The organism is Dehalococcoidales bacterium (assembly GCA_030698765.1).
In the GTDB taxonomy this organism is placed as follows: Bacteria; Chloroflexota; Dehalococcoidia; order Dehalococcoidales; family UBA2162; genus JAUYMF01.
In genome coordinates this window covers 1-6,226 of sequence record JAUYMF010000123.1, presented here as the reverse complement: position 1 = coordinate 6,226, position 6,226 = coordinate 1, and the positions used below count along the sequence as shown (strand labels likewise).

Here is a 6,226-nt window from a genome sequence, read left to right as displayed (position 1 = left end):
TTCTTCACGGCACCCAGCGTAATAATGACTATCTGACTTCAGTGAGACAGGTCGAAAATGCCGGCTACTGGATTAGCCGCGATACTCAAATGGCGCAGAGTGTGATTACGGATAACCTGACATCCCCGGATTTCATACTGGTAAATTGGACGGAATGGGACGCCGGTGGTCAGCCAATCTACCATTCCGTGAGGTATTTTTTCGAAAACATAATCACCGGTAACGGTGAACTTAAGCGGTATCACTGGAGCAGCGCCGGGGCAAACGAAGAGACCCTCATCGCCCGGCACATATTCTTTGATTCCGACAACATAACCTATACCAGCAAGGCCAGCTATCAGTTTCCAATGCTAGCCCTGAAGCTTACCGCTTCCTACGAAAATGTTCTGGAGAGCCGGGAATACAAGGTCGTGCGCCGGCTTAATTATTAGCCGTTTTCACAGGATTAATGGAGTGATATGCTAGCAATCATTAAACGGTTTCTGGGCGACCAGAAAGGCCAGGCTTTACCTGTAGTGCTGTGCATGCTGGCTATAGGCGGACTGACCGTTACCGGTAGTCTTAATTATGCTACTACTAACCTTAAGGGTAGTAGCATTACAATCGAATCTTTGCGGGCAGCTTATGCGGCTGAGGCGGGTATTGAAAATACCCTGTGGTCTTTATTACATAATGCACAACCGTCCGCACAGTTGCTGGATAATGTCAACCAGATGGCGGTGGATATGGAGACGGAGAATACCGGGTACTATACTCTAATTTTTGGTGAGTTGTTAGAACCAGGAGAACATAATGAATTTGTCGATGTTACCGGAGAACTGGTATGGGATGATGGAGCTGGAGCCTACCGGTATACTATCACCATCACCCTGCAACATGATTCTACGGTACATATCAATGAAATCGGGGTCAGATTACCCGATGGTTACAGTTATCGGGCGGGAAGCGCGGCCGGCTTTCCGGATAACGTGTCCAACGCTGAACCTGAGGTGACCGAAGATGAGACTGGAGTCTTCTTCCTGCGCTGGTTATTTACAACGCCCTTGCCCAGTCTTCCTCCGGGAGACCCGGTGAAAACGCAGGCATTATATATTGACGGAGAAGGGGTTATAGAAGATGAGTATGCCTGGGTAGTGGCTAACCGGACGGATATCGGGGCGCTGGGCACGATTTCAGGCAATAAATATGCGATTACCGCCAGGGCGAAACACCCCGGGGATAGCCGGACTTACGCGACACTTGAAGCGGACGTAATCATCACGGAAAGCAAAGCCTACATCGTTTCCTGGCGGGTGGTTAATTGACCGGAGATTGGAATGCCACTGTTGAAGCTGAGCAAGAGAAGCTGGATACTGATTGCTGCCGTAGTTTTTGCCATTGCTAGCACTTACCTCGGGGTGGTCCATTTGCAGCAGGTACAGCAGCAGAACCGCCTCGATGAACAGTTTGAGCAGATTCAAACTAAACTGGAGAACGTCAAGATAACCAGACTGATCTCACGTAAAGCTGAATTGGAGACACAACTCGGTGAGGCAAAGGTGCAACTTGAAACAGCGCAGATAGCGCTTTCACGTCCTGTTGAAAGCTCAATGGTAACCAGAGCCCTCTTTGATGTCGCCGAAGCTCATAGCCTGGAAGTCATCCAGATGACCTCCTCGTCCCCGTCTAAAGCGAACCTGGAAGGGGCTGATTTCTCCCTGCTAACATTGACCGCGCGCATTGAGGGAAGTGCTCCCAATCTGATTAATTTTATTATTGATCTGAATACCTATTTCGGTACCAGTGTCGTTAAGTCGGTCACGATAAACATACCGGAGGATTCCGGGAAGGCGACCGTAGATGTAATGATGGTTATCTATATTTATCAAGAAGGATGAGCGTGCTTTGGCTAAGAAGATTATTACGCTGTACATTGATGATAGCAGCTTACGCTTAATGGTAACTCGCGGCGAGCGGATAAAGGAGTGGGCCTATTTTCCGTTAGAAAACGGCCTGATAAAGAACAATGTAGTCACTGATGAGGCTGAGCTGGCTGCCAGAATCAGGCAACTTTTCAAACTGCATAAAATCAGGAAAAGGAAAGTGATCATTGGTCTGAGCGGACTTCATTGTCTATCCAGGCCAATTATTTTACCGCAGTTGCCTAAAGAGATGCTGGATGAAGCGGTAAAACGAGAAGCCAGGAGAGTATTGCCGATGTCACTGGAGCAACTCTACCTGTCATGGCAGGTAATCCCGTCAACCGGGGAGCAGTTACAGGTCTTCCTGGTTGCTTTGCCCCGTCTGACCGTAGACGTTTTAGTCAAAACCCTGAATCAAGCCGGACTCGAACCCAGTTTCATAGGGGTGAAACCATTATTACTAACCAGAACAATAAAAGAGACTACAGCCATAAGTATCGATGTCCAGTTCACAGAGTTTGACATTGTAGTCACGGTGAATGGCGTTCCCCGGACGATCCGGACCGTGGTGTTTCCCCATGAAGGACTATCCTTAGAGAAGAAAACGGATATTATTAATCGGGAACTGCAGAGAGCCCTCACCTTTTACAGTACCAACTATGCGGACGACCCGCTGGCGCCTGATGTGCCAATTTTTATCTCCGGTGAGCTGGCTGATGACCTGAATCTGTTTCAGGTTTTCGCTGAGGCTGCCGGGCGTACTGTTTTACCGGTACAGTCCCAGTTCGAATGCCCGGGGGGATTTAATTCCAATATGTATCTGGTGAACATGGGGCTGGCCCTGCACCAGCTTCACCGGCGATCTCAAGATGCTTCTATTGTATCCTTAAATTCGTTACCGGTTAATTATCAGACTAAACCTGTCTCTCTGACCAATGTCATGGCCTTGCCCGGTAATGTTGTGGCGGTTGCCCTGCTCTTACTTTTTATCATGATGAACCGGAACGCTACTGCTGCTATTGATTCAACGCAGGTCAGAATGAATACCGCGGGGCAGGCACTCGAACAGAGGTTATCTCAGGTAAAGGAGATATCAGGTGAGATTGACGTAATTAACAACCAGATTAAGGCCACTGAAACTGCCTATGATAAGCTTGAAGCGGCGCTGGACAGTATTAAGAGACAGAACTTCAGGATTAACGGTGATCTATCAGTAACGGTAAAGAGTCTGCCAGCTACGATAGCCCTGAGCAGTATCAAACACAGTGGTAATGCCCTGTCGATAAGCGGGATCGCTCAGAGCAAAGATGATGTCCTGTTGTATATTTCCAAAATGGAATCCAGTAATATGTTCGGGGAGATTATCATTTCCAGTTTAAGTAAAGTCCAGGGCAAGGGTATGAATTTTACGCTATTGGTCAATCCGGAAAAATCAGGGGAAGGCATCTTCGTTATCGAAGTGATATTGAGGTATTTACCAGTTGACATAACTCTAACCAATCTCCGCCAGGTCAATGATACGATGACAGTGGATGGCAGAGCGCCGGATGAAGACAGTATTGTGCTCTATTTGCAGGCATTAGAGGAGAGTAATGCGTTCCGGGGAATAAACCTGAGCAGCAAGACCGATGCCGCGGACGGAGGAATAAATTTTACCTTCGTTGCCAGGACGTTGGAATAAATAGATGGACATCTATCCTATAGTGCAGATAGCACTGGCAAATGGCGCGTCTGACCTGCACCTCATTCCTTCAAGTCCGCCGATGATGCGTATTGAGGGAGCGCTGCAGCCGGTGGAAGGCATGCAACCGTTAAGCGCCGACGATATTAACCAGGCTCTCCGGCAGGTAACTTCAGACGAGGAACGGGCTGATTTCGAGGAAAACCTGGAGCTGGACTTCAGCCGGACGTTGCGTAACATCGGGCGCATACGCTGTAACGCCAGCAAGCAACGTGGTATGACCAGCCTGGCGCTCCGGCTGGTGCCGTCAGTCATCCCCAGCCTTAGCGAGTTGGGGCTGCCTGAAATATGCAAGGAACTGGCGCTGAAACCGCGGGGGCTGGTGGTTGTTAGCGGCCCTACGGGTAGCGGCAAATCAACAACTCTCAGTGCGATGATTAATTACCTGAACGGTATGGAGCGTCGCCGTGTGGTTACAATCGAAGACCCGATTGAATACATCTACTCCAATAACCACTGTACTATTACCCAGCGTGAACTGGGTAATGATACCCATTCCTTCACCCAGGCGTTAAAACACGTGCTCAGGCAGGACCCGGACGTAATCCTGGTGGGTGAGATGCGGGACTATGAAACGGCGGCGGCGGTTCTCACCGTTGCCGAAACCGGGCATCTGGTACTGACCACGGGGCATGCCACCAGTGCGGCACAGGCAGTAGAGAGAATTATTGACCTCTTTCCCTCCCATGAACGCTCTCTGGTTCAGGCGCGCCTGGCTTCCTTTCTGATTGCCATCCTGTGCCAGGCGCTGGTCCCTAAAGCGGAAGGCCCCGGGCGGGTGGCGGCCGTTGAGGTCATGGTGGCTTGCCCGGCAGTGAGAAACATTATCAGAGAGGGTAAGATTTACCAGCTGCCCAATACTATGGTCACCCAGGCCCAGATGGGAATGGTTACCCTCGATCATGCGCTGGTCAAGTTATATAAAAAGGGTGTAATAAATTTTGACAGCATGCTAGCTGTTTGCAACGACCCGGATGAAGTAGGCAAGCTGATCACCAAGACATAGTTACGCTTAGATCTGCCTGGGAAATATTCCCCGGCCAGGCCCTCAAGAATGACGCTCTGAAATCGAAATTTAAGCCCCTGAGATTTCTTTTGGGTGGTAAAGTACCTGCGGGAATGGTGAGCTCCTTATTCACCCCTGTGTTGCCGCTGTAAATCCTATTGATTGCTCCGTCGCTGCTTTCGCAAAGACAACAAAATCAGCCAGTCGCAAACAGAGCCGTTGTCTTCTCTAGTTGCCGACTTTATGGTATTATTGGACTAGCCTGAAAAGTAGGGGGAAGTATATGCAGCCGAAATTCCAAAAAGGACAGAAGGTGAGAATCGTCAGCCGGGCGGCGGCGCTGAAGAAATATTCACGTGAGACCGGGGAGATAATTGACTACGGCCACGCCAAAGCGGAGACCGTAACCGGAGTGGCCAAAGGCATACCGCCGGATACGGACCTGCTCATTTACCAGGTGCGCCGTGACAAGAACGGTTTCCTGGTCTCGATACCGGAGAGCGCCCTGGCCGAGGTGAAAACAAAGGCAAAGGTAAAAGCGAAGTAGTTTAAGGTCAGGTAGAGATAGAGAGAACCCACCCCCCTGTGTCCCCCTCCCTTTGATAAGGGAGGGGGAGTTTTGTTTTGGGAAGGAGGGGCGTCAGCCCCTCTTAAACACCCTTTTCACACTTGTCATTGCGAGACCATCCCGATTCATCGGGAGGCTTCAGCCCGAGTTCAGCGTTCGACTGAGCTCACGCCGAAGTCCCGAGGGCGAAGCAATCCGGTGGGGTATGTTTACGCCTCGCCCACGGATTGCTTTGTCGCGGAGTTTACACTGAGCGAAGAGAACGTGCTCCTCGCAATGACACGCACTGAGGAAGGGCTTCGTCCCTTCGAAAACAATAGTGCCCCCTTCCTTTAATAAAGGAAGGGGGCCAGGGGGATGGATTTACATCCGGCCTGACCATAGTTGACATAATTATCCCCGGGCGAATTGTGTTATAATGGGCGGTATGGAAGTTGGAGATTGGATAACTTTAGCTGCCGTCCTCGTGGCACTTGGACTTGGTGTAGCATCTCTAGTGCAAACTCAGAGGCTACAAAAAAAGGGAACGAAAGGAAAGGCTTTTAAACGAGATTATTGAGTGGGCAACTGACGTTACTGGTGCTAACTTTGGAGGCGAAGTTAGCGTTACAGCCGGAATAAGTGGGAAAAAACAGGCCCGGCTAGAAGATGTCAACAGGTTATTAACCTGCCAGCTACTTGCCGTCAAAGGGGAAGAACTGATAGAACCTATTGCGTTATCAATCGGCAACGAGTTAAGTAACGCCGTAAAGCAAGTCCTCGACGCCATCAATGCAGTTACTAGAATTCTTAATATTGGAGTACCATATACTGAAAGTAAGGAAGCAAATGACAGGCTAGTGGCGAATGATGCTGTCTTAGAACAGAACCTTCGTATCTTAATAAGGAAGACTGCCAAATACAAGGTAACTAGCCCGTCAGGTGAATGATACGTTGCATCAATTTTGAAGATTTCTTATGTAAACCTATTTGCATAGCATATTCTGATTCGCACTATATATGTTATGTAG

General features: G+C 49.4%; 6 protein-coding genes. All 6 read left to right on the top strand.

Features of this window, described 5'->3' with window-relative positions:
• Positions 1-431: hypothetical protein (locus Q8Q07_06115; protein MDP3879861.1), on the top strand; the 431-nt coding region annotated here is incomplete at its 5' end.
• 27 nt (positions 432-458) lie between these two features.
• The gene (locus Q8Q07_06110; GenBank protein MDP3879860.1) at positions 459-1,304 is read left to right on the top strand and encodes a hypothetical protein; all 846 of its coding nucleotides are present in this window, start codon (positions 459-461) and stop codon (positions 1,302-1,304) included.
• 12 nt (positions 1,305-1,316) lie between these two features.
• Positions 1,317-1,877 (top strand): hypothetical protein, encoded by a 561-nt coding sequence (locus tag Q8Q07_06105; protein MDP3879859.1) that lies wholly within the window; start codon positions 1,317-1,319, stop codon positions 1,875-1,877.
• Positions 1,878-1,884: 7 nt separating this feature from the next.
• A complete protein-coding gene (locus Q8Q07_06100; GenBank protein MDP3879858.1) occupies positions 1,885-3,582 on the top strand; it encodes a PilN domain-containing protein in 1,698 nt (565 codons plus the stop codon).
• A gap of 4 nt (positions 3,583-3,586) precedes the next feature.
• A complete protein-coding gene (locus tag Q8Q07_06095; GenBank protein ID MDP3879857.1) occupies positions 3,587-4,648 on the top strand; it encodes a PilT/PilU family type 4a pilus ATPase in 1,062 nt (353 codons plus the stop codon).
• 283 nt (positions 4,649-4,931) lie between these two features.
• Positions 4,932-5,195, top strand: a complete 264-nt coding sequence (locus tag Q8Q07_06090; protein ID MDP3879856.1) for a hypothetical protein — start codon at positions 4,932-4,934, stop codon at positions 5,193-5,195.
• Positions 5,196-6,226 lie beyond the last annotated feature (1,031 nt).

Bases quoted from the DNA above. Each gene is read 5' to 3' on its own strand.
- Q8Q07_06110 (MDP3879860.1), top strand. From the start codon at position 459: ATGCTAGCAATCATTAAACGGTTTCTGGGCGACCAGAAAGGCCAGGCT.
- Q8Q07_06105 (MDP3879859.1), top strand. From the start codon at position 1,317: ATGCCACTGTTGAAGCTGAGCAAGAGAAGCTGGATACTGATTGCTGCC.
- Q8Q07_06095 (MDP3879857.1), top strand. From the start codon at position 3,587: ATGGACATCTATCCTATAGTGCAGATAGCACTGGCAAATGGCGCGTCT.
- Q8Q07_06090 (MDP3879856.1), top strand. From the start codon at position 4,932: ATGCAGCCGAAATTCCAAAAAGGACAGAAGGTGAGAATCGTCAGCCGG.